This window comes from Pseudooceanicola sediminis, assembly GCF_003575965.1.
Classification (GTDB): Bacteria; Pseudomonadota; Alphaproteobacteria; order Rhodobacterales; family Rhodobacteraceae; genus Pseudooceanicola; species Pseudooceanicola sediminis.
This window is the reverse complement of the sequence record NZ_QWJJ01000009.1, coordinates 54,867-76,343: the sequence shown is the minus strand read 5'-3', so window position 1 is coordinate 76,343 and position 21,477 is coordinate 54,867. Positions and strand designations below refer to the sequence as shown.

Here is a 21,477-nt window from a genome sequence, read left to right as displayed (position 1 = left end):
GCTTTTCGGTCAGACGATCTGACCCAGGAGAGGCTTTCATGTCCGACACTTCCGCGATCCTGTCGATGCCCTATATCCAACCGGCGCAGGCGCAAAAGCACGTCACCCATAACGAGGCGCTGACAGTGCTGGATGCCATCGTGCAGCTTGCGGTAACCGATCGTGACCGCACCGCGCCCCCGGCCTCGCCCACCGAAGGCGACCGTCATGTCGTCGCGCCCGGGGCCACGGGCGACTGGGCCGGGCGTGATGGTGCGGTGGCGGTCAGCGATGCGGGGATGTGGGCCTTTCACACCCCCAACCCGGGCTGGCAAGCCTATGTGCTTGACGAGGATCGCGTCATCACCTGGCGCGACGGCGCCTGGCAAGACGCTGGGGATCAGCCCTTTCAGACGTCGGAACTGGGTATCAATGCAACTGCCGACAGCACCAACCGGCTCAGCGTTTCGGCTCCAGCAACGCTTTTGTCCCACGCCGGGGCCGGCCACCAGCTCAAGCTGAACAAGGCTGCGACCGGCGAAACGGCAAGCCTCTTGTACCAGAGCAATTGGAGCGGACGCGCCGAAATGGGCCTGGCGGGCAGCGATACCTTTGCCATCAAGGTGTCGGGTGACGGCGCGGCCTGGACCACGGCGCTGGCCTTCGACGGGGCAAGCGGCATCGCCAGCGGCGCGGCGGTGCAATCGGGCGCGCTTGACGATACCGCTGGGCGCCTGCTGGGGGTGGGGGCCTTTGGTCTGGGCGATAGCGGAAGCGGCGTGGCGGCGCCCTCGGACGATGCCGATCTCTGCGTTGCGGCGGGGACCTACAGCCTGACCGCCGCTGGCAGCAACACGCCCGTCGCCGATCCCTCCGGCGGCAGCCTGATGGTGCTGCGTGGCGGTGCGGGTACGGCCCGCCAGATCTATGTCGCCGAAACCGGCCAGCGGGTCTGGAGCCGTGGTTACGCGGCAGGCTGGCAGCCCTGGGTCGAAATGTTCACGCAGGCCTCCGTTGTCGGACCGGTGGCGCAAACCGGCGGCACCCCAAGTGGCGCGGTGATCGAAAGCGGCTCCAACGCCAATGGCGAATACACCCGATGGGCCGATGGCACGCAGATCTGCACCAATGGCAATGCGGCGATCACCACGGATCCGGCAGCGTTTTCCGGCACGGTGACCAGCATCGACGGTGACAAACTGCGCATCGGGCGATGGTTCTGATCCGGGTGCAGCGCAGGCCCGCCTGAGCGCCGCCACCCACCGACCACCGCCATGGCGCACCACCATCGTCCTCCGCCGGTCGCCCCCTGTCAGACGTTGCGCTAGCGGTTCAGGATGACGCGGTGAAAACGCCGCAGGAAAAACATCCCCGCCGCCAGTAACGCCATTGCCAGTCCCGCCACGTAGGCCGGGCTGGCAAATGCCGCATCATACCCACCATAAAATCCGCGTCGCATCAGGCCGATGACATGCACCAGCGGGTTGTACCACAGCATGTCACGCCATGGTTGGGGCACGCTCTCGAACGTAAAGAAAATGGTCGAGATCAGGAACATCGGACGCATCAGGATGGACCACGCATGAACCCAGAGGGGGAACAGCCCCGTCAGCAGGCAGTTCAGCGTCCCGACACCCAGCCCCAGCAGTGCCGCCAGCCCATAGGCGGCAAGGATATCCCCGAAATCCAGAATGGCGCGGGTGCGAAACAGCACCAGGATCCCGGCCAGGATCAACTGACCGACCATCAATTGCGTGACAAGGTTCAGCAGGAACCGTGCCAGGACCGCATCCAGCCAGGTCACCGCCGGATAAGCCATCAGCGGGCGTGAGAAATCGATGCTCTGCGCGATTTTCGCGGCGAGGTGGCTGAACATCATGAAGGGCAGCATTCCCGTGGCATAGAACAACGGAAAGTTGACACCGAGCGAGGGGGCCCGGAACCCCATCGAAAACACGGCCGAAAGCAATGCGATGCCCGCGACAGGCTCCAGCACCGCCCACAGATAACCGCCGGGCGACCGGCCATAGCTGGTCGCCATCTCGCGCAGCATCAGCGCGGCGATGGTGCGCAGCGACCCGAACCGCCGGGCGCGGGCGGGGCCGGTCCGCGGGGGGACAATGGCCTGCATCATGGCCCCCCTGTTGGCTGCGTCGCGTGTAACATCGGCCTTGCCCCTGTCCGCTGGCATTTTGCGCAGCGCCGTTCACCTTTTGTGATCATCTTGGCCCTAGTTTCGTGGGGAAGAGTGAACAAATCACGAATGGATCCGGGATGCAGACGATCCGTCAGACAGCGGCCACCAGGACATCGCAGGAGGGGGCCTCTGCCGCCTCCGCCGCCGTGTCGCCGTCGCCTTTTCCCGCGGCCACGCTGGCGTCGCAGACGGCGCGCGTCGCCCCGCCGGTGCCGCGCAGCCGGCTGAAACGACGACACTGGCTGCTGCTTGGCAGCTTTGCCGCGCTGGTGGTCGCGCCCCTTGTGCTGGCCGCATGGTACCTCTGGGCGCGCGCGGCGGATCAATATGCCTCGACCGTCGGGTTTTCCGTTCGAACGGAGGAACAGAGCCCCGCCATCGCCCTTCTCGGCGGTATCACCGATCTGTCCGGCTCAAGCTCCAGCGACACCGATATCCTCTATGAATACCTGCACAGCCAGGAATTGGTGGCCGACATGGATGCGGCGCTGGATCTGCGCCACCTGTGGGCCGGGGCGGGCAGCGACTGGCGGCAGCCGGGCTCGGACCCGGTGTTCGCCTTCGATCCTGCCGGCGCGATCGAGGACCTGGTGGAGTATTGGCAGCGCATGGTGCGCATCCGCTATGATGGCGGCACCGGATTGATCGAGGTGCGGGTGCTGGCCTTTCAGCCCGAAGATGCAACGCGGATTGCCGGGGCGCTGCTGACCCGCGCCTCGGACATGATCAACACGCTGAGCGCGATTGCCCAGGCCGATGCGATCCGTACGGCCAGAACCGAACTGGCGCTGGCGCGGGATCGCCTGAAAGAGGCGCGGCGCGCGGTAACGGCATTTCGCAACCGGCATCAACTGGTCGATCCGGGCACCGACATCGCCAGCCAGGCGGGGCTGCTGGCGCAATTGCAGGCGCAGCTGGCCGAGGCGCTGATCGACGTCGACATGCTGCGCGAGACCGCGCGCGACAGCGATCCGCGGCTCAAGCAGGCGACGCGTCGCATCGTGATGATCGAACGGCGCATCGCCGCGGAACGCGCCAAGCTGGGCATGGGCGCGCCGCAGGGCACGGGCGATGTGCTGGCCAATCTTGTCGGGCAATACGAGGCGCTGGTGGTGGATCGGGAATTTGCCCAGCAAAGCTATACCACCGCACTGGCGTCCTTCGATGCCGCCCAGGCCGAGGCGCGCCGCAAGAGCCGCTACCTGGCCCCCTATATCCGCCCGACCGGGGCCGAAACCTCGCGCTTTCCGGAACGGGGTATCTGGATGGTCTACCTGGGGGCCTTTGCCGGCCTCGGATGGCTGATCGTGGTGCTGGGCGGCTATGCGATAAAAGATCGCCGGTAAGGGAGGGCGAAATGATTCAGCTGGATGACCTGTCGATGATCTTTCGCGCCGGACGTGCCCGCAAGGTGGTGGCCGACCGGATCACGGCGACCTTTCCGACCGGGCGGGCGGTGGCGCTGCTGGGGCGCAATGGCGCGGGCAAATCGACATTGCTGCGGATCATCGCGGGCACCCAGGATCCGACGCGGGGCCGCGTGGTGTCGAGCGGGTCGATTTCCTGGCCGGTCGGGTTTGCCGGATCGTTCCACCCAAAGCTGACCGGGGTGCAGAATACCCGCTTCGTGGCGCGGATCTATGGCGCGGACACGGATGCGCTGGTTCGCTTCGTCGAGGAGTTTGCCGCGCTTGGTCCACACTTCCGGCTGCCATGCGGCACCTATTCGGCGGGGATGCGATCGCGGCTGGCGTTCGGCGTTTCGATGGGAATGGGGTTCGACACCTACCTGGTGGACGAGGTGACATCGGTCGGAGACGCAGCCTTTCGCGCCAAGAGCGCCGAGGTGTTTCGCGCCCGGATGCAGAAATCGGGCGCCATCGTCGTCAGCCATTCTATGCCGCAGATCCGCCAGTTGTGCGATATGGGTGCCGTCCTGGAGGCCGGCCAGCTGCACCTTTACGAGGACCTGGAAGAGGCGATTGCCGTGCATGAGGCGAACATGGCCGTGGCGGCCTGATCCCGGGGCCCGGCTGCGGGACGGCACCGCTGTGCGCCGGGGATGCCGGGGGTCATGCGCGCGGGCAGATGCCACCGGTGGTTACCAGCGGGCGGTTGCCAGAGGTCGGTTGCCAGAGGTCGGTTGCCAGAGGGCGCGGGACAGGCCCGGACCGTCAGGCGGGGGCAGTGCCCGGGGGCTTGCCCGGCGACGTCCGGTTGGGGGCGGCGGGGATTCACGCGGGAAACAAGGAGAGGGGGACATCGCGGGGCAAACGTAGCGGAGAGGCAAGGGGGGGCCAGCCCCCCGTCGGCTGCGCCGCCGCCCCCCGGGATATTTCCAACAGGGAAACATCGGGGAGGCGGCGATGGTGTCGTGCCTCAGGACATCAGGCCGAGGGTCTGCTTGGTCAGGTCGTCGTAGGCACGCAGTTGCCCGATCAGGCCCTGCATGCGGTCGACCTGGATCATGTTGGGGCCGTCCGAGGGGGCATTGTCGGGGTCTTCGTGGGTTTCGATGAACAGGGCCGAGACGCCGACGGCGACGGCGGCGCGGGCCAGCACGGGGGCGAATTCGCGCTGGCCGCCGCTGGTCGTGCCCTGCCCGCCCGGTTGCTGGACGGAGTGGGTGGCGTCGAAGACGATCGGGTAGCCGGTTTGCGCCATGATCGGCAGGCCACGGAAATCGCTGACGAGGGTGTTGTAGCCGAAGGAGGTGCCGCGATCGCAGAGCATGATCCGGTCATTGCCGGTCGAGGCGATCTTTTCCGCGACGTTCTTCATGTCCCAGGGGGCGAGGAACTGGCCCTTCTTGACGTTGATGGCGACGCCGGTTTCGCCCGCGGCCAGCAGCAGGTCGGTCTGGCGACACAGGAACGCCGGGATCTGTATGACGTCGACGGCCTCGCCCGCGGGGGCGCATTGGCGGGCATCATGCACATCGGTCAGCACGGGGCAGCCGAATTCATCGCGGATCTTGGACAGGATGCTCAGCCCTTCGTCCATGCCGATGCCACGCTGGGTGGTGATCGAGGACCGGTTGGCCTTGTCGTAGCTGGCCTTGAAGATGAAGCGCGTGCCGGTGGGGGCGCAGGCCTCGGCGATGCGTTCGGCCATCATGCGGGCGTGATCCAGGCTTTCCAGCTGGCAGGGGCCGGTGATCAGGGCGAAGGGGTGGGTGCTGCCGATCTCGATATCGGCGACTTTGACGATCTTGCTCATTGGGCATCCAGACTTTTCAGCGCGGCTTCGATACGGGGCACATCGGTTGGGTTGTTGAGTTCCCAGAAGACACGGCCACGGGCGTCGACTTCGACGCAATGGACGGGCGTGCCGGTTTCCAGAAAGCGCAGCTGTTCCAGCCCTTCCAGCTGTTCCAGCGGGGTTTGCGGCGCGGCGACATAGGACGCCAGCGCGTCGGGGCGGTAGGCATAGACACCGACGTGGTGAAAGACGGGCACCGGATCGGGCAGTTTCGCCGGATCGACGAAGGGGATGACTTCCTTGGAGAAATAGAGGGCGCGCCCGGTGGTGCCGAACACGGCGGTCGTGCCCCCGACACGGCCATTGCGGCGATCCTCGACAAAGTTCTGGTAGGTCGTCAGGTCGCAGCGCAGCACCGGCGTGGCCATCGGGATCGACGGATCAGCCTGCATTGCGTCGATCAGGGCCTCGACGAACCAGGGCGGGGTCAGCGGGGCATCGCCCTGGAAATTCACCACCAGGTCGGCGCTCAGCCCGCTGCGCGCCAGGGCATCGGCGCAGCGTTCGGTGCCATTGGCGCACTCCTGCGACGTCATCACCACCTCGGCGCCGAAATCACGGGCGGCCCCGGCGATACGGTCGTCATCGGTGGCGACATAGACGGCATCGACGCCCCTGATCCGGCTGGCGGCCTCCCAGCTCATCTGGATCAGGGATTTGCGGCTGCCGTCGGGCAGGCCCAGCGTGGCCAGCGGCTTGCCCGGATAGCGGGTCGAGGCATAGCGGGCGGGGATGAAGACGATGGTTTTCAAGGGCATATCCTGGGGCAAGGGCAGGGTGTCACATCACGCCGGCGCGCAGCAGGTCATGGATGTGCAGCACCCCTTGCGGGCGCTGTTGCGCATCCACCACCAGCAGCACGTTCAGCTTGCGGGCGTTCAGCAGGGCCAGCACCTCGGGGGCCAGCATGTCGGGCGGGGCGGTCAGGGGGTTCTGTGTCGCGACCTCGCGTGCGCTGCGCTGCATCAGCCCGTCCATGTTGCGGCGCAGGTCGCCATCGGTGATCACGCCGACCAGCTTGCCGTCCTGCGTCAGACCGGCGATGCCGAACCCCTTTGAGGTCATGGTCAGCAGCACATCGTTCATGCCGCTGTCGGCGTCCAGCACCGGCAGGTCGTCGCCGCCGTGCATCAGGTCGCTGACCCGGGCCATCTGCGCGCCCAGTTTGCCGCCGGGGTGATAGATGCGGAAATCCTCGGGCAGGAAATGCCGTTCTTCCATCAGCGCCACGGCCAGCGCATCGCCGATGGCCAGGGTCAGGGTGGTCGATGTGGTCGGCGCCATGCCGATGGAACAGGCCTCGGGCAGGTTCGGCAGGGTCAGGCGATAATCCGCGGCCTGCATCAGCGTGCTGCCGGGCCGTGAGGAAATCCCGATCATCGGGATCGAGAACCGCTGGCTGTGATAAACCAGATCGCGCAGTTCGGAGGTTTCCCCGGAGTTCGAGATCAGCAGGCAGATGTCGGCGGGCGTCACCATGCCCAGATCGCCATGGCTGGCCTCGGCGGGGTGCACGAATTGCGCCGGTGTGCCGGTCGAGGCCAGCGTGGCCGCGATCTTGCGCCCGATATGGCCGGACTTGCCCATCCCCGAGACGATGACGCGGCCTTTCGACGCCAGGATGCGGGCCACCGCGCCGGTGAAATCGGCGGGCATGTGATCGGCCAGATGGGCCACGGCCTCGGCCTCCGTGCGCAGCACGCGGCGGGCAATATCAAGCACTTGCGACGAGAGTCCGATGGGCGTCGCGGGGGTGTTTCCGGGCTTTGCCACCTCCGGCATATCAGAGTCCTCCGATAGGGCCGGGACGCCCCGGCGCGACGTTTCGTTTTCAGACCCCGCTGGTATCATGAAGTTTCGGGCATGGCTATAGAGGCGGGCGGCCCGCGCGGGCCAACAGCCCGGCCCGCCGGACCCGCCGCGACAGCGCGACCGGTCGGGCGACAGGCGCCCGTTGCACGCAGGACACCCCGCACGCCGACCCGTGCGTCAGGGTCGGCGTGGGGTGTCAGCTGTGATTACCTGGAAACATGAATCCGGGGTGTGCCTCGCCGGCCTGCGGCCATTTGCACCTGTGTCAATGCACCATAAGTTTGCACACCCAGTTGATTCGGCGGCTGCGCCGCGCATAAATATCTTATGTATTTCAGACGCTTGCCGTAGGGCGCTCTTCACCGCAAGGCATAAGCATGCACAGTTGACACATAAGCATGCAGGGCGGCGGCCAAAAAAAGGGCCCGCAATGCGAGCCCTGAAACGTCCATACCCGTATTGGCCAGCCGCTATTCGTCCAGTACCATCTCCATGAGTTTGTCGCCGTCGATCATGTCGCGATAACCGGGGGCCGTGAAGGGGCACAGGCCCTGAGGCAAGCGGGAGTTCTGGGCGTAGGCCTCGGAGAACATTTTGACCGTGGCGCTCTTCTGGCTGCGAAGTCTGCACAAGCCAAATGCGCGGATCAGCAGCTCGATGACGAGGCCCCACCTGGAAGCGCAGGCAAAATCGAGGCGCTGCAGAAAATCGACGTCAACAAGCTCTTCGACATCGATATCGGCGCGTTCGGCATAGGTGTAGACGAGCTTGTTCAGTTCGATCATGTCCGGATCCCTTGTCGGATCAGCGAACCTGCCCAAGTGGATCTCATCGAAATGAATGTGGGAGAGGAGATGGGCGATCTGCTCTTCAGAGTTCACATGACTGGCCAGAACCGGGACGCCTGACAGAATGAGCATCAATGGCCATTCCGGTTCCTTCATCAGCGCCTTGAAGCGGTCGAGGAGCTTTTCGTTGGACTTTGCGCCCGACGTAAAGGCGTGTTGGCATTCGTCATAGTAGAGGCCGATGACGCCCTGTTCGCGGCATTGATGGCGAACCATGTTCCAGAGTTCACCCTGGGTGCGCCGGGGGTTCGCGGGGTAACCGAGAGCTTCGAGCGTCTTGTGACCAAGATCCTTCCAAGTGATCGACCCATCCAGCTTGCAGTAGATAATCTTGCCAACCTTCCCGTTGGGCATTTCCGTCATGCTGGCGTTGAATTTCTCCACAAGCCGGACGGTCTCCAAGGTCTTGCCGACCCGCGATTCCCCAGTCACCAGCAAGCCGCGTGCTTCGAAATGCCCGCCGATTGAGGCCTTGACGTAGTAGTCGTGCAGGCAGTTTTCGAAAGCTTCACGGAGCTTTGCCGCGCGCGGGAAAGTATAGTGGCCACGCTGCAGAGCAACCGATGCGTTGACGCGGTTCTGGTCGATGAAACTCATGGGTATCCTTGAATTGCTGGACGTCGTTGAGATGGCGGTAGTTACGAGAGCTCGCCCGTCTCGGCGGGGCGGCCGAGCCTGACAGGGGGGGGCAAAGACGGTTTCTCCGCCTTGGGCTTCGATGTCCTGGCTGGTATTGCAGGCGTAGAGGTCGGCTCCGCAGGCTCGTGATCGATGAGGCTTGCTCCGCCGAGAGGAAGGATCCCCGGGCCCGAGATCGCGGTGGCCAGGGTACCTGGGGCGACCGTATCGAGCGGCACGTGCGTGGTGACCGGCCGAGATGCGGCAAACAGGCTCTTGGCCTTCTTGCAGGTTTCGGCCTGAGTGACATAGCTCCTCGGCAAACGCCGCTCGACGCCGATTTTCTTGAGCTGATCATGCCTCTCGAGGCGAACCTTTGCGATCCGGTCTTCGTAGAGTGTTGTCACCTCGGGGTTTTCACGCCGGTACTGCGTCATCAGCTCTAGGAATTCGGATGCGGTCAGATCGGCGAAGACGGTCGTCTGTAGTGCAAGCTTGTATGTCTTTGGATCACGCGGGATCACTGCGGTCGCAAAGCTCAGATCGTCCGGATCGATATAAACGGTGACCTTGCCCTGGTGGTGTTCGCGGGCGGCCTGGAATTCGTCTGACGCATAGAAGAGGCCTTCAAGCACCCGCACACCCTCATCGTTGGGCTGCAACTTGAATGGCCAGCCCAAGTGGACGCGACGGAGATCTTCATCCAAAAGACGAAATGTCTCCCTGGTCTCATTCAGTTCTTGATAGACCTCTGCAGGGCGGCGCCCTCCCATCCCGACGCCCATGTGTTTCAGGGACGGGTATTCATCGATGAAGAACTTGGCCAGGATCTCATAGAGGAGGTCGATATCCAGCACGCCCGATGCCTTGGCGTCATAGCCGGGCAGCTCTCCTGCTTTGCGACCCGTGTATCCGTGAAGCAGTTTGAACAAGACGGATTCCGTGGTACCGAACATCCGTTCAGCATACGGCTTGTCTGCCGACGCGTAGGTGCGAACATCGGTATTCGCCGATGCGATCCCCATGAGCGCGGACTTGACCTCGGCGTTCCGCAGGCCGGTACCGTTGTCGTTGCGCACCATGCCGAGCCCCATGGCCGGCATAGCCTCGCCCTCGCAACCGTAGATGCGCCTCTCGCGGGTCTTGTCGCGCGTTGCCATCCGCAGCAGCTGCATCGTGGCTTCCGCTTTTGGCTGGTCGCTGACAACCCAGGCCAGCGGCATGCGTGTTGCGACATCGATCATGACAAGGATGCTGAGGCGACTGCGGATCTCCTCATCCGCCCATTCCATAGCCTTCTTCATATCTTCAGACAGCGTATGCCAATAGCCTTTGGCCTTGGCCGAGGTAATCAGGGACGCCCGACATTCGTCCATCTCGCAGAATTCGCCGATCATGAGCGCCCGCACGTCAGTACTGCCGCGGCCCCGCTTGTTGCGCGCGTGGCGCTCGCCCTTCGTCGCGACCATGTATTCGGTCGGCGTGAGCAGCTCCTTGCGGTGACGAAGAACGGATTGATGGGATGGGACCGGGAGCGCGGGGAGGTCGTTGAGCGCCCGCTGCCGGTTTTCCCTGTTGATCAGCGCTGCAAGGTAGCCATGCACGTTCGCCACCGACGGTCCCTTGAGATCCAGGCCGATCTCCTCCCACGCCTCTGTCATGAGTTCTTTCAGACGCAAGGGCAGACGCGTTGTCTCGTTGCCTTTGAGGTGGTCAAGTGTTGCCAGCCCAGCGATGACATCATCACCGTCCTGGAGACCCTGATAGATCCCGTAGTATTTCTTCAGCGTCCGCCCTTTGTAGAGAAACCAGCTCTTCTGCCGGCCGCCCTTCAAGGTGGCTGCACCCAGATGCACGCGGTCGCCAAAAAAGGCTTCGACGAGCGGACGCAGGAACTTCCTGTTCGCGGGGTCGTTCAAGGTGCCGATCGAAATCCGGAAGTCCTCATCGCCCTCGACAATGGTCCGGTGCCGATGGAGCTCGTCGATCGCCCTGCATATCGCGTAGTGGAAGCGGCCATATGTCTGTTGCTCATCGGAGAGTTGAGCCGCGACGCTCAGCCCACCCAGCCTGAGCTTGGCACTTCCCTCCGGCAACAGTTGCGAAGGGGCGAAAGTCACGGCGCCGGATTTCATCAATTCGACGAAGGACGAGAACCCGAGGATACTCATCTGGCCGCCCATCGGGTCCGCCAGCTCATAGCCTTGCGAACCGACCTTGCGGAGCAGGAGGTCGCGCCCCTGGACTACGATTTCGGTTCCGGCTTCGAAGTTGTAGCGAGGCGCGATCGTCATGACGCAACCTCGATGCGCGACCATTCCGCGACCACATGGTCAAGGTTTGCGGTCAAGGCGCCGCGTGCGATCAGGCGATGGCAAGATTTGAAGACCGTCTTCTGCGGCAAATCGAGCAGCGGGAAAAGATCACGCATCAGCCAGAGCGCGCGATGATTGCGGGCGGTCCAGAACACGATGTCGTCGATTTCAGGATCGGGTGTCTGGATGGCCTCATGCAGCCGGAACAGGTTCTCCCGTCGCTGCCGCGAGTAGCGACCAGCATCGACGATGCTCATGCTATCTGCAGCGCTCGAGGGTGTCGCCGCTTGGATCGCTTCGATATCGCGCCGCGTCTGAGGCTTTCGCAGGCTGTCGGAGTTGCGAACGAAGATGAGCGTGCGCCGTCCATCCACGAAAGTGGCAAGCAGGTCATGCGTATAGCTAGGACCTTTGCGGTCTCCAGGACGCAGATAGACCTTCAGCGGCTGGAATTGCAGATCATAGAGGAGAGGCGAGAGCAGCAGCTCGTGGGCGACGGCGGCCTCGGCCGCGCTTTCAGCGATGCCGACCTCAGGCCGGTGATCATTGGCCGCGGTCCGGTAGGTCATCCACACCCGATGCGAGCTCGAGCTCCGGAAGCCGGGATTGCGAACGCCGGTGAAAGGCAGGACTCCGTGGATCCGCCCGAGTTTGATCTTGGACTGCCTGGGCAGCTTCGCCGGCGAATAGTTCCAGCTGTCATGATCAATAGTCTGATCGGCAGACATGACTTCTCCGTTCCCGGAACAGCGTTGCGCCGGGTGCATTTTTGTTTCTTTTCAAGAGGACATGCCACTCTTGCCACGCTCAACCGCTGTCGGTAGCGTGACAGATGTGATGATGCGGCAGTACCTCTGCTTCTGGTGCCCGTCTTGGGCGAAATTCCGTCCTGCCCCACCCGGTAGTGCTTGGGTGGGCCATGCGCTCATTTTCCGCGAAGTCGGCGAAAATCCCAATTGAAAACGGGTCGCCAAGCCTTCATGAATGTGGAGAACTCATTTAACCATCTGATTTATAATGGATATTCCAGTTGGCCCCAGTCAATGGAGCATCGGCCGGCCCTGTTGGTCCGAGCCCAGCTCCAGCATCCGTTTGACGGTCCGGATGTTGACCTGATGGCCTGCCTCGAACGCCCCAGCCAGCGCGGCCGTGATGGCCGCTGAGATAGCGGGCGATAGCTGCCGCTTCTCGGCCTCACGCAGGACGAGTTCATTGATTTGTTCCTGGGTGGGAGACGGGACACTGACGATGCGGATCCGTGACAGGAGCGGTTCCGGCAGGCCGCGCAGGCTATTGGAGGTGAAGACCCAGTTGATGAACGACATATCGAACTGGTTCTGGAAATAGGGGCAGGTCCACCTGCTTGCTGTCAGGTCTTCAAGCAGCGGCAGGAGGGCATTCGGAAGGCTGAAGGCGCGCCCCTTGTCGGACACGGGCGTACCGGATTTCTCAATTTCGTCGATGATGACGAGCGGATTTGCAACCTGCCGCATCAGCATCAGGCTAATGAGCCTGCCGGGGCCGGCATTTGACCAGCCACGTTGGCTGCCTACGAGTCCGAAGCTGGCATTCTCACCTGTCGCGTCTACGATCATATCCGGCGTTTCCAGAAGCTGCGCGAGACGACGTCCCCAAGCGCTTTTGCCGATGCCCGGCGGGCCATCGAGAAGAATTGGCGCAAACCGGGCCCCGGGAATGCCTTCTTTCAGGTTAAGGTGAAGGCTGCGCCAAACAAGGGTTGTCGCTTCCGCGATCCAGGGAAACTCCGCATGAAGCGACGTTGCGATCTCGTCGATATGATGCGCCGATCGCAGGTGGCATATCTCGGCGCCATCGCGACAGCCCTGCAGCATGGCACGGTCTTCTCGCGACAGGCGCGTTGGCTCGACCTCCTTCAGATGGCGGCGGCGGATCTTCTGCGCCCATCGCCGGATCCGGATCTCGAGCGATTTCGGGAGCTCATTCTGCGGGTAGCGCCATAATTCATTGTGCGCCGCGCGCTCTTCCTGGGGGATGCCTTCGGAAATCTGCCGCTTGTCCTGCAAGGCGGTGTAGAATTCCTTGAGACGCTTGATGATGGCGGCCTCCTCGAGCGCGGGATCAGGCTGTTTGCTTAGGATGAAGCGGATTTTGGGCATGGATGGGGTCTTTCGTCATAGCTCCGCCAGCCGCCATGATGACAGACATGCGGGCAGAGCTTCAGATTGCAAGGAAGGCTGAGTTCGCTGTGCGTCGAACATCTCTCTGAGCCGGAGGCTGGCCGGCCAGGAAGAATTCAGTGTCGGCTAAGGGTATGTAGAGCAGGTATCATCGGGCACTCGCAGAGGACAGACATGGGAAGGACGCACCATTCCATCTGGAGTGGACGATTACTCGGCGAGCCCATGCCACAGCGATAAAATCACTGCAAGTGATTCTAAGGTGCTGATATTAGTCCGAAAAAATGGATTTGGTTTTTCGCAAAAGCGAGACCGACTGGCCGGCAGGTGTCCTGGGCGGCGCCCGCACTTCACCAAAAGCGTGAGCCATGCGACCCACTAATTTTTATTGCTGCGCTGCTGCAAACTTGACCGAGGCTGTAGGTCCCGTAGCGGCCGTTCGGCATGCCGCCCATGAATGATTGATTAGCGATGCCATTGATACCTCGCCTGGCCAGACAGGAAGAACCTTCACGATTGCTCACCTTGCAGCCTGAGTGGCGCATTGCAGCACTGACAGATCGGGCGCTTCGCCTTCAACTCCGCGAGGAGATGCAGCGGCGCACTTTCCACAAACCTCTTAACCCGTTCAGGGTCAACATGGGCCCGACGGACACAATCCTGGTAGACCAGCCAGCAATGGATAGACCCTACGAAGCTGATCACCATGCCAGCTATGCAGATCAACGGACCGATCATGCGCTTTCCTTTCTGACTGAGGATGCCGTCATGCTGAGAGCATGCCTGTGGAAAAATACTCGCGCTAGCACGTGTCAGGGTCAAGCTCGCGCCGTTCGTGTGAGTCTGGCTGAGGCTCACATTCCAATGGGCTCACGGCCATCGCAACGCTCCAAAAGAAAATGCTTTTCATCTTCAACTTACGTGTGCCGTGTGTTCACATTGAAATGCAACGGCTCGCGAGAGGGAGGGCCATAGCGAAAATGTATTGCTCAAACGCAGAGAAGTATGGTTGTGCGTACAACAAAACGACAGGCAGACGCGACTCCGTACGCGGCATCACTGATCGAAGGTATGAGGGATTTCGGTTATACCTTGGAAACTGCAATGGCAGATGTCATCGACAATTCGGTGACTGCCAAGGCGACCAAGGTCGAAATTCTCGCAGAAACGGCGACAGTTGAACCGTGGATCGCAATCGTCGACAACGGGACAGGCATGACCGAACCCGAGTTGATTGAAGCAATGCGGCCTGGGACGAAGAATCCGCTTCAGGAACGGGAAGGTTATGATCTCGGACGGTTCGGCTTGGGCTTGAAGAGCGCGAGCTTTTCGCAATGCCGCCAGTTGACCGTGATCTCCAGGAAGGATGGTCAGACATCTGCCGCGACATGGGATCTCGACAAGGTTGCGGAGAGCAATGACTGGCGCGTAGACCTCGAGGATGACCTGACAGATATACCCGCTGCGGACAGGCTGCCGAATGCCGGGACCATTGTGCTTTGGCGCAAGCTCGATCGGCTCTCGACGAACTTCCGGAATGATGTTGCAAAGCGCTCAGCTGAAATCAACAAGGCCATTTCGGGTGCGGAGCGCCACTTGCGGCTCTGCTTCCATCGCTACATGGAGGGCAGCAAACCCGCTCTGCGGATACTGCTGAACGACCGAAAGCTCTTGCCGATAGACCCCTTCGCGACGGATCACCCGGCAACGCAGACGGATCCCGAAGATATCTTGCCGTTGCTCAACGGCGAAGTGGTTACCCAGTGCTTCACGCTTCCCCATCACAAAAAGATGTCGAAGACGGCTTGGGAAGACCTCGGTGGCCCCGAAGGCCATCTAAGGTCCCAAGGCTTCTACATCTATCGTGAGCGCCGTCTCATCATCGCCGGCAGTTGGCTGGGCCTTGCACGGCAGACAGAACTGACGAAACTGGCAAGGGTGCGTGTCGACATCCCGAACACCATGGATTCTGACTGGAAGATCGACGTTCGCAAGGCATCGGCCCAGATGCCGCCAGTTGTGCGCGAACGATTGCGGAGGATCGTTGAACGGCTCCAGGGAACATCGAAGCGAACCTACCAGCGCCGGGGCCGAAAGCTCGTGTCCGATGAGTATCTGCCGCTCTGGAACCGCGTGCAGAGGGATGGTGGCATCGTCTACCGCCCCAATGTCGAGCACCCCTCGATCACCGGTTTCGCCGCCGCGCTGCCTGAAGAGTTTCGGCATGGGTTCAGGACCTGCATCAGTCTTCTGGGCAGCGGCTTGCCCATTGCTGCATTGCACGCGGACATGCTGGGCGGCGCCGAGGATGTGACCCAAGACGCGGCAGATTTCGCGGATTTCGCCGACTCGGCCGAGATCGCCATCAGGGCTTTGCTGCATTCGAACATGACAGGAAATGACGTGGTGCGAGCCCTATGCTCGACCGAGCCGTTCATCCACCACAAGAACGCGATTCGACGGCTTGTCGAAGAAATACAGGGAGAACCCTCGTGACCGCAGAGCTCAAGCATCTTGATGATGTCGTTTCGCAATCACTGGCACATCAGCGCAAAAGCGGCAGCGAACTGCGGACGTTCATAACTACGATGAACGGGGCGTTGAACGTGAATGCCGGGCCGGATGCCCTCGAGCAGCTCGCACGTGACATTGAGGAGCGTTTCGGCATCACCATGGGGCTCGGGGCGATGGTCGATGACGAGAGCTTTCGCCCCTGGCTGGACGAGGCCAAGGCGTCCATCGACCCGTTCTACTGGGACCGTTACAAAAAGCTGCTGCACAAGAACGGCCTGCCACAAGACGTCATCACCACCACTGACGAACTGACTGACCGCATCCTCGGTCGCTTGGGCAATCCGGGACTCGATGAGAAATGGGATCGCCGGGGGATGGTTGTCGGCCACGTCCAGAGCGGCAAGACGGCGAACTACACCGGCTTGATTTGCAAGGCGGCGGATGCGGGCTACCGACTGATCGTCGTGATCGCGGGCATCCACAACAATCTGCGCAACCAAACCCAGGAAAGGATCGACGAAGGCTTCATCGGCCGTGATACCGGGCGGCTGGCAACGCAGGGCAAGAAGGGGAACCGCGCCATCGGTGTCGGACTGTTTGATGACCGCCATGTCCCGGTTGGCTTGACGAATACACTCGCCGACTTCCGAAAGGACACGGCGTCCACCAACACCAGCCAGATCGATTCATACAAGGTGCCGGTGGTTCTGGTCATCAAGAAGAACCACAACACGCTGCGCAACCTGTTGGACTGGCTGCGCGAGAACAGTGCCAGGGGCGACGATCAGATGATCGACCAGCCGATGCTGCTGATCGATGACGAGGCCGACAACGCTTCGATCAATACGAAGTATTCGAAGGACGAGATTACCAAGATCAATGGGCAGATCCGCGATCTGCTGAACATGTTCCACCGCAGTTGTTACGTGGGTTACACGGCAACGCCCTTCGCCAACATTTTCGTCGACCCGGACCAGTATGACGAAGCGCTCAAGGAAGATCTTTTCCCGAAGCACTTCATCGTGGGGTTGGATGCGCCGTCGAACTACTTCGGCGCGAAGAAGATTTTCATCGACGGAATTCCCGATGATGGCGCCCCTGTCTGGCTGCGCTACATCACTGACAACGAAGACGTTCTGCCGATGAAGCACCGCATCGACCAGACGGTCGATGAATTGCCTGAAAGCCTGAAAGAGGCCGTGCGAGCGTTTCTGATCGCGCGGACAATCCGGAATCTGCGCGGCCAAGCCTCGAAACACTGCTCGATGCTGGTGAATGCGAGCCGCTTCACGAAGGTGCAGGGTCTGCTGCGGAACCGGTTGCACCAATACGTCGGCGGCATTCAGGATTCGCTGCGTGTCACCGGTGCGCGTGGTGACGCCGCTTTGCGCGACGCGATGATTGCGGATCTGCATGAGACTTGGGAGAGGGAGTATTTCGACGCCGAGCCGGACTGGTCCAAGGTGCTTGCGGCCATGCTTGAAGCGGTCGCCGCGGCGAAGGTCGTCGAGGTGAACAGCCGCGCCAACGGCCTCGACTATACCGGCGAGTCCAACGTTGGCCAGACAGTCATTGCCGTTGGCGGCTTCTCGCTGTCGCGGGGCCTCACTCTCGAAGGCCTGACGGTCACCTGGTTCCTCCGCAACACCATGATGTATGACACGCTGATGCAGATGGGCCGATGGTTCGGCTATCGTGGCGGCTACGAGGATCTGTGCCGCATCTGGATGCCCTCCGATGCGATCGACTGGTATGCTCACATCGCCGAAGCGAGCGAGGAACTGCATCTCGAGTTGAAGAAGATGGAGAAGGCCAAGGCGACGCCTTCCGACTTCGGCTTGGCCGTGCGCAGCCACCCAGCATCGCTCTTGGTGACTGCCCGCAACAAAATGGGGTCAGGCCAGAAACACATCCTGATCGGCCTGTCCAACGCTTGGGTTGAGACCGCAAAGATCACGGCCAAGCCAAAGGAACTTGCAGCGAACCATGAAGCCGCCGTGCGCCTGCTGGAGGGCATGGCCGCACGAGGACTTGGACCGGCGGCAGCTGACAAGGTGAACGGTGGGCATCTTCTGAAGGACGTGCCGGTCGAATTGATCGACCAGTTTCTGCTCGCCTGGCGCAACCATGAACAAGCCTTCCTGACCCAACCCGGGCCGGTTCGCGGCTACATACGCGATCGGCAAGATGACGAACTGAAAGAGTGGGACGTTCTTGTCACCGACGTGAAGAGCGAAGCCGACAACTTTGATATCGGCGGCTGGACCGTCGGACCGCAGATGCGCCGTATCGGTTACGCCGACCTCGGCGATCATCTTCTGTCCATGAGTGGCAAGCGCGCCCGCATTGCTTCCCGTGGCGTAGAGCGTATCGGGATCGATGAGGAAAAGGCCAAGCAAGCTGAAGCAGCATATCTGGCCGCTGAGAAACTCGATGGAACGGACGAGGAAAAGCGCCCGTCATTCCCAGACCGGATCTATCGCCAGGTCCGCGACAAGCCACTGTTCGTGCTTCATGTCGTGCAGGTTCGCCGGCCTGAGGAAAAGGACATTGATCAGTTGCGTGACAAGAGCGTGCGCGACCGGCTGCCCGAGCGTCCCGTGATCGGTTGGAGCATCAGCCTTCCCCCGTCCGCCAAACCGAATGATCGGGTGGAATACATCATCAACATGGTGAAGTTCCGCGAAATTTACGGCTCCGAAGAGGATGACGATGGCGCATATGAGGACGATTGAGGGACCGTGGGCCAGCCTCGCCGAGAACGAGGCGCGGCGTGTCGACAGCAAGGGGCGATTCGACTTCTTCTGGGTGAGGATGCCTGGCGGGGCTCCGGGTTTGGTGCTGCGCCTCTCGGCTGGCGTCGAAGAGGTGCGCCCATTGCCGAAGCTCAAGCATGTCGGCGTTTTCTACCGGGTCGTCGAGGGCGCCAACCACCTTTGCATCACGCTGTCCGAATTCGCCCATATCGACCTTTTCGAAACACTTTGTCGGGACGTGGTTTCTGCGGGTGAAGAGGCCGCCGATCTCCAAGGGGCACTCGGCCGCGCCCTTCGGCGGGCCATGCGCTGGCACCATCTTTTGCGGGGCGGCAAGCAGGGAATGCCGCTGGAAGTGCAACGTGGCCTAGTCGGCGAACTTGCATTTCTGCGCGAGCTCGTCGCTATCATCGGTCCGAGCAAGGCCGTGGAAGCTTGGAAAGGGCCGGACGACAGCGCGAAGGACTTCGAGCTTCCCGGCATGTTCTTCGAAGTCAAGGCGCGGAGGAGCGCGGCCCATCCGAAGATCCGGATTTCGTCCGAGGCCCAACTGATGGACATCGTCGGAGCCCAGCTGTTCCTTCGCGTCCAGGATGTGGACACCGCACTGGATGCCGAGGGTGACAACCTGAAGGATCATGTGAACAGAACGGCGAAGCTGTTCGAAGATGATGTTGCAGTGCTGGACGTGTGGGAGCAGCGCATCGCCGAAAGCCCCTATGCGGAAGACGCCGTCGAACCGGAACGTCGCTGGCACCTTGGAGCGGCACGGCTGTTTCAGGTCGTCGAGGGCTTCCCGAGGATTGTCCCGCCCCTGCCAGCAGGGACCGAAGAACTGGCCTATTCGATACGCCTCGACGCCTGCACCGGCTTCGAGACCACAACAGATTTGAAGACATTGCTATTGGGGGAGACACGGGATGTCCGAGCTTGAGGAATTCCATCAGAGTCTGATCGCGGATATCCAGGGCAACGCCGATGCGATGGGCGCCTATGTCCAGGAAGCTTTCTTTGAAAAGGTTGGAGAGATCCTCAACGAAGCCGGCGAGATCGAGGAAGCCGACTACTGCCACTTCGCTGGCAAGCGGGGGAGGATCACATTGCAGGTCAGCGGATACAGCGGCGATCCACGTGACACCAACGGTGAGCTTGCACTGATCCTGACAGACTTCCAGATCACGCCGGAGGTGCGCAAAACTGATGGCAAGCACCTGCAAACGCAGTTTGCGAAGTTGGTGGAGTTCCTGAGAAATTCGCGGACGGAGCAATTCCTCGACGACCTGGAAGAAACCAGCAATGCCGCGCAACTTGTCGAGCTTATCCAGACCCGTTGGCCGGTTATCGAAAAGATCAAACTGATCTATGTCACCAATTCGGACAACCGGGCGAAGGCGGATGCCAAACCCGCAGGTGAAATTGGCGGAAAGACCGTCACCTACAGCTCGTGGGACCTGAAACGCCTTCAGGCATACCTCGAACAGGGCAGAGCCCGCGAAGATCTGACGATTGATTTCGCCGGAGAATTCGGTGGTGCAGTGCCGGTTCTCCGGGCGTCCGGGGCGGATACGGCACTCGAAAGCTATCTCGCGGTCATTCCGGGTGCGCAGCTTGCCCAGATTTACGATCGATGGGGTGCCCGTCTGCTGGAAGCCAACGTGAGGAGCTTCCTTCAGGCGCGCGGCAAGGTGAACAGAGGCATCAGGGACACCATCAAGGATGATCCCCAGATGTTTTTTGCCTATAATAACGGGCTTTCCGCCACAGCCGAAAACGTCATCTGTGAGAAGACCGAAGACGGTCTGGTGATTACCCGCGCCGAAAACCTTCAGATCGTAAATGGAGGTCAGACTACAGCCTCAATCCATGCTGCCCGCAAGCTGGCTGGCGAAGGTCTTAAAGACATCTATGTCCAGATGAAACTGAATGTCGTTCCTCCGACACTGGCACCGACGGTGGTCCCGCAGATCTCGGAATTCGCCAACAGCCAGAACAAGGTCAACGCCGCGGACTTCTTTGCCAACCATCCGTTCCACATTCGCATTGAAGAACTATCTCGGAAGATCCTCGCACCGGCCGGAGCAGATGGATACCGGGAGACCAAATGGTTCTACGAACGGGCGCGCGGTCAGTTCGCAGACGAACGCGCCAAGAAGACAACTGCTCAGAGGAACAAATGGGATGCCGAATTCCCGAAGTCGCAGTTCTTCACCAAGACCGACCTGGCCAAGTTCGAGAATTCATGGAGCGGGCGTCCTGAAGAGGTCTCGAAGGGGGCTCAGAAGAACTTCGCGGAATTCGCCAGGGTGATCCAGAAAGTCTGGGGCAAGAGTGGCGCCCGGGTGGACGAAGTCTGGTATCGTCAATTGATTGCGAAGGCCATCATCTTCCGCAGATTGGAAAAACTGGTTTCGGCCCAGGAATGGTATGAAGGCGGCTACCGGGCGAACATCGTCACCTATGCCATCGCCAAGGTCGCGCACGACGCCGAAGCCGAAGAGAAGCAAGTCGATCTCCAACGGGTCTGGCGCATGCAGACCGTCCCATCCCCCTTGGAAGAGGCGCTTCTGGTCGCCGCCGCCGAAGCGCAAAGCCTGATCACCAGCCCGCCGGAAGGCATCCGGAACATGAGCGAATGGGCCAAGAAGCAGGCCTGTTGGGAGCGTTTCAGGAAAACGAAGCTGGATTACCCGGAAGACTTCAAGGGAATGCTGATAGCTCCCGAGGAAGCGCGCAGTGAGGACGACGCGATCAAGGATGACGTCGAATTGACCAAGAGCGTCGAGGATCAAACTCGGGTGTTCGAACTCGGGCCGAAGTTCTGGGACGAAGCGCGAGAATGGGGTCGGAGCCACAAGCTTTTGTCTCCCATGGAATACCAGGTCTTGGGAATCTGCGCGAAAATTCCTGACCGTATTCCCACCGAGAACCAGACCGCAGTTGCAATCAAGGCGCTCGCCAAGCTGGAGAGCAACGGCTTCGGTATCACTGAAAAGGCGACGGCGGGCGAGTGATCGGCCT

15 protein-coding genes are annotated in these 21,477 nt (G+C 61.5%); 7 read left to right on the top strand and 8 right to left on the bottom strand.

Features of this window, described 5'->3' with window-relative positions:
- Positions 1–38: 38 nt before the first annotated feature.
- Positions 39–1,202 carry a DUF2793 domain-containing protein gene (locus DL237_RS20865; RefSeq protein ID WP_233544967.1) on the top strand — a complete coding sequence of 388 codons (1,164 nt, stop codon included), beginning with the start codon at positions 39–41 and terminating at the stop codon, positions 1,200–1,202.
- 101 nt (positions 1,203–1,303) lie between these two features.
- Here the strand turns inward: DL237_RS20865 and DL237_RS11505 are convergent, their stop codons facing one another.
- Positions 1,304–2,113, bottom strand: a complete 810-nt coding sequence (locus tag DL237_RS11505) for an ABC transporter permease (protein WP_407691906.1) — start codon at positions 2,111–2,113, stop codon at positions 1,304–1,306.
- A gap of 140 nt (positions 2,114–2,253) precedes the next feature.
- On the opposite strand from DL237_RS11505, the gene DL237_RS11500 reads away from it, so the two are divergent.
- Positions 2,254–3,522, top strand: coding sequence for a capsule biosynthesis protein (locus tag DL237_RS11500; protein ID WP_233544966.1), 1,269 nt, complete (start codon positions 2,254–2,256; stop codon positions 3,520–3,522).
- A gap of 11 nt (positions 3,523–3,533) precedes the next feature.
- Complete coding sequence (locus tag DL237_RS11495; protein ID WP_119399215.1) at positions 3,534–4,196, top strand: ABC transporter ATP-binding protein; 663 nt, start codon at positions 3,534–3,536, stop codon at positions 4,194–4,196.
- Positions 4,197–4,555: 359 nt separating this feature from the next.
- On the opposite strand, the gene kdsA is transcribed toward DL237_RS11495, so the two are convergent.
- From kdsA to DL237_RS11460, 7 genes are all read right to left on the bottom strand, one after another.
- A complete protein-coding gene (kdsA, locus tag DL237_RS11490; RefSeq protein WP_119399214.1) occupies positions 4,556–5,395 on the bottom strand; it encodes a 3-deoxy-8-phosphooctulonate synthase in 840 nt (279 codons plus the stop codon).
- Positions 5,392–6,189, bottom strand: coding sequence for a 3-deoxy-manno-octulosonate cytidylyltransferase (locus DL237_RS11485; protein ID WP_119399324.1), 798 nt, complete (start codon positions 6,187–6,189; stop codon positions 5,392–5,394). Before DL237_RS11485 ends, kdsA begins: the two co-directional genes overlap by 4 nt.
- A 28-nt stretch (positions 6,190–6,217) precedes the next feature.
- Complete coding sequence (locus DL237_RS11480) at positions 6,218–7,219, bottom strand: KpsF/GutQ family sugar-phosphate isomerase (protein WP_119399213.1); 1,002 nt, start codon at positions 7,217–7,219, stop codon at positions 6,218–6,220.
- A gap of 500 nt (positions 7,220–7,719) precedes the next feature.
- Complete coding sequence (locus DL237_RS11475; protein ID WP_119399212.1) at positions 7,720–8,694, bottom strand: AAA family ATPase; 975 nt, start codon at positions 8,692–8,694, stop codon at positions 7,720–7,722.
- Between the two features lie 41 nt (positions 8,695–8,735).
- The gene (locus DL237_RS11470) at positions 8,736–11,009 is read right to left on the bottom strand and encodes a hypothetical protein (RefSeq protein WP_119399211.1); all 2,274 of its coding nucleotides are present in this window, start codon (positions 11,007–11,009) and stop codon (positions 8,736–8,738) included.
- Positions 11,006–11,758, bottom strand: a complete 753-nt coding sequence (locus DL237_RS11465) for a hypothetical protein (RefSeq protein ID WP_119399210.1) — start codon at positions 11,756–11,758, stop codon at positions 11,006–11,008. Before DL237_RS11465 ends, DL237_RS11470 begins: the two co-directional genes overlap by 4 nt.
- A gap of 312 nt (positions 11,759–12,070) precedes the next feature.
- Complete coding sequence (locus tag DL237_RS11460) at positions 12,071–13,168, bottom strand: AAA family ATPase (protein WP_119399209.1); 1,098 nt, start codon at positions 13,166–13,168, stop codon at positions 12,071–12,073.
- 1,026 nt (positions 13,169–14,194) lie between these two features.
- On the opposite strand from DL237_RS11460, the gene DL237_RS11450 reads away from it, so the two are divergent.
- From DL237_RS11450 to DL237_RS11435, 4 genes are read left to right on the top strand one after another with little or no spacing between them, the layout of a single operon-like run.
- Positions 14,195–15,685, top strand: coding sequence for an ATP-binding protein (locus DL237_RS11450; protein WP_119399207.1), 1,491 nt, complete (start codon positions 14,195–14,197; stop codon positions 15,683–15,685).
- Complete coding sequence (locus tag DL237_RS11445; protein WP_119399206.1) at positions 15,682–18,438, top strand: Z1 domain-containing protein; 2,757 nt, start codon at positions 15,682–15,684, stop codon at positions 18,436–18,438. The genes DL237_RS11450 and DL237_RS11445 overlap by 4 nt, the downstream gene beginning before the upstream one ends.
- Positions 18,416–19,393 (top strand): PD-(D/E)XK motif protein, encoded by a 978-nt coding sequence (locus tag DL237_RS11440; RefSeq protein WP_199672070.1) that lies wholly within the window; start codon positions 18,416–18,418, stop codon positions 19,391–19,393. Before DL237_RS11445 ends, DL237_RS11440 begins: the two co-directional genes overlap by 23 nt.
- On the top strand, positions 19,380–21,470 hold the full coding sequence (locus tag DL237_RS11435) for an AIPR family protein (RefSeq protein ID WP_119399205.1): 2,091 nt from the start codon (positions 19,380–19,382) through the stop codon (positions 21,468–21,470). The genes DL237_RS11440 and DL237_RS11435 overlap by 14 nt, the downstream gene beginning before the upstream one ends.
- Positions 21,471–21,477: the final 7 nt, after the last annotated feature.

What these genes read in the sequence shown, in the direction of transcription:
- DL237_RS20865 (WP_233544967.1), top strand. Translation starts at nt 39, where the DNA reads ATGTCCGACACTTCCGCGATCCTGTCGATGCCCTATATCCAACCGGCG.
- DL237_RS11505 (WP_407691906.1), bottom strand. Translation starts at nt 2,113, where the DNA reads ATGATGCAGGCCATTGTCCCCCCGCGGACCGGCCCCGCCCGCGCCCGG.
- DL237_RS11500 (WP_233544966.1), top strand. Translation starts at nt 2,254, where the DNA reads ATGCAGACGATCCGTCAGACAGCGGCCACCAGGACATCGCAGGAGGGG.
- DL237_RS11495 (WP_119399215.1), top strand. Translation starts at nt 3,534, where the DNA reads ATGATTCAGCTGGATGACCTGTCGATGATCTTTCGCGCCGGACGTGCC.
- kdsA (WP_119399214.1), bottom strand. Translation starts at nt 5,395, where the DNA reads ATGAGCAAGATCGTCAAAGTCGCCGATATCGAGATCGGCAGCACCCAC.
- DL237_RS11480 (WP_119399213.1), bottom strand. Translation starts at nt 7,219, where the DNA reads ATGCCGGAGGTGGCAAAGCCCGGAAACACCCCCGCGACGCCCATCGGA.
- DL237_RS11475 (WP_119399212.1), bottom strand. Translation starts at nt 8,694, where the DNA reads ATGAGTTTCATCGACCAGAACCGCGTCAACGCATCGGTTGCTCTGCAG.
- DL237_RS11470 (WP_119399211.1), bottom strand. Translation starts at nt 11,009, where the DNA reads ATGACGATCGCGCCTCGCTACAACTTCGAAGCCGGAACCGAAATCGTA.
- DL237_RS11465 (WP_119399210.1), bottom strand. Translation starts at nt 11,758, where the DNA reads ATGTCTGCCGATCAGACTATTGATCATGACAGCTGGAACTATTCGCCG.
- DL237_RS11460 (WP_119399209.1), bottom strand. Translation starts at nt 13,168, where the DNA reads ATGCCCAAAATCCGCTTCATCCTAAGCAAACAGCCTGATCCCGCGCTC.
- DL237_RS11450 (WP_119399207.1), top strand. Translation starts at nt 14,195, where the DNA reads ATGGTTGTGCGTACAACAAAACGACAGGCAGACGCGACTCCGTACGCG.
- DL237_RS11440 (WP_199672070.1), top strand. Translation starts at nt 18,416, where the DNA reads ATGGCGCATATGAGGACGATTGAGGGACCGTGGGCCAGCCTCGCCGAG.
- DL237_RS11435 (WP_119399205.1), top strand. Translation starts at nt 19,380, where the DNA reads ATGTCCGAGCTTGAGGAATTCCATCAGAGTCTGATCGCGGATATCCAG.